Source organism: Algoriphagus sp. PAP.12, assembly GCF_026652115.1.
In the GTDB taxonomy this organism is placed as follows: Bacteria; Bacteroidota; Bacteroidia; order Cytophagales; family Cyclobacteriaceae; genus Algoriphagus.
The window spans coordinates 1-1,965 of sequence record NZ_JAPPSQ010000053.1 but is presented as its reverse complement, the minus strand read 5'-3'; the positions used below and the strand labels follow the sequence as shown (position 1 = coordinate 1,965).

At 47.8% G+C, this 1,965-nt stretch carries 1 protein-coding gene; it reads left to right on the top strand.

The window, feature by feature from the left end; translation table 11 throughout:
* The first annotated feature begins 625 nt into the window (after positions 1–625).
* Positions 626–1,888, top strand: a complete 1,263-nt coding sequence (ltrA, locus tag O0V13_RS21365) for a group II intron reverse transcriptase/maturase (RefSeq protein ID WP_268037049.1) — start codon at positions 626–628, stop codon at positions 1,886–1,888.
* The last annotated feature ends 77 nt before the right edge of the window (positions 1,889–1,965 follow it).

Here is a 1,965-nt window from a genome sequence, read left to right as displayed (position 1 = left end):
TTAGTGTGTCAGGCATGGTCATCACACTATAGGGTGCAAGTCCCGAACGAGAGTTGCAGTACTTATCGTTAGCCAATAGCAAGGGTGTCGTGGGCGACTGCGAATCTGAAGGAAGCTGGCGGCAAATATTTGAGCCTACGAACAGAAACTTCATACAAGGCGGGTAGTTGTGGGTAATGTTGCTAAAGAAACAAAAGCCCCATACTGCACGGAACATCTACCTGTAAATGAAGAGGCTACATGAATAGAAAGTGGATGATCTTACCCTGAGAGATCTGGTACTCTGCTGAGGAGGTGGCACGATGAGCCGGCCAACCCAGTGAACGCGTGCAGTGATGTATGCGGGGGCACCAGAAGTCAGCAAAAGCCATAGTAGGAAAGAAACGAGCCTTGCAAACGATAAAACCAAGGAGGTCTCACGAAAGAACCGAAGGGCTGCATGTTAAAATGAGGGAACAAATTACCAAGAATCAGAGAGAAAGCGTAAAGCCGAACCCCGTAAGAGAACTGCTTGCAGGAGGATAGGACGGAATCCGAAAGTACTGTAAGAGGAGCCCAGCTGATCTGTGAACAGGTAAGGAAGTGCCCCTGAGAATCAAAAGTCAAGTATATGCTAGAGGCCATTATGAACAGGCGGAATGTTGAAAGAGCATTGTTACAGGTAGAAAGTAACAAAGGCGTAGGAGGCGTGGACGGAATGCAGACCGATGAACTTCGGGACTACCTAAGCACCCACTACCAACGCATCCGCACCGAAGTACTGACAGGTAGCTACAAGCCGTCACCAGTGAAGCAGGTAGAAATACCCAAGCCACAGGGAGGGGTTAGAATTTTAGGAATTCCTGTGGTACTGGACCGGCTGATCCAGCAATCCATTCAAGTCTGGTTAAGCCCGTTTTACGAGCCTGACTTTTCAGAATTCAGTTATGGTTTTCGTCCCGGCAGGAATGCCCACCAAGCGGTACAGCAGGCAGCAGCTTTCTTAAATGAAGGAAAGACGCATGTGGTAGAGCTGGATCTGGAGAAATTCTTTGATAGGGTCAACCATGACAAACTGATGAGTTTACTGATGGGTAAGGTCAAAGATGCGCCGACCTTACGGCTCATTAGATCCTACCTTCGCAGTGGGATCATGGAAGGAGGAGTGGTCAGCCAACGGGTGAAAGGTACACCTCAGGGTAGTCCTTTGAGCCCCTTGTTGTCCAATATCCTTCTGGATGAACTGGACAAAGAACTGAGCCGCAGAGGTCTGAGTTTTGTGAGGTACGCGGACGATTGTAGTATCTATGTAAAGAGTGAGAAGTCAGCGCACCGAGTTCTGGCAAGTATCACCCGATACCTAGAAAAAGACCTGAAACTACAAGTGAACAGAGAGAAGAGCAAAGTAAGCCACCCCACAGACAGTATCCTGTTGGGATTCTCCTTTTATCAGTCAGAAGGGAAATGGTTGATCTGCATAGCAAAGAAATCCATTGACCGGATCAGGGAGAAAAGCAAAGCGATTACCAAGCGGAACAACGGAAGCAACACAGGGCAGAAGATATTGAAAATGGTCCCCCTGATTCAGGGTTGGGTTAATTACTTTTCAATAGCAAAAGCGAAGCCCGTGATGCAATCCCTTGACGGTTTGGTAAGAGTGAGATTGCGCATGGGTTTATGGAAAGAATGGAAAACATGCCGCACGCGGGTCTCTAAACTGTTAAAACTGGGTGCAGAGAAACACAAATCGTATCAATGGGGAAACAGTAGCTTGGGCTACTGTCGAATAGCCCATAGCCCAATCCTGTCTACCACGTTAACCAATGCCTATTTCACCCGTCAGGGGTACACGGGATTCTATGACACCTACAGCAGATTGACCAAAGAAACACAGATACCATTATTTTAACAAACCGCCGTATACCGAACGGTACGTACGGTGGTGTGAGAGGACAGGTAGGGAATTAATCCCTATCTTCCTACTCG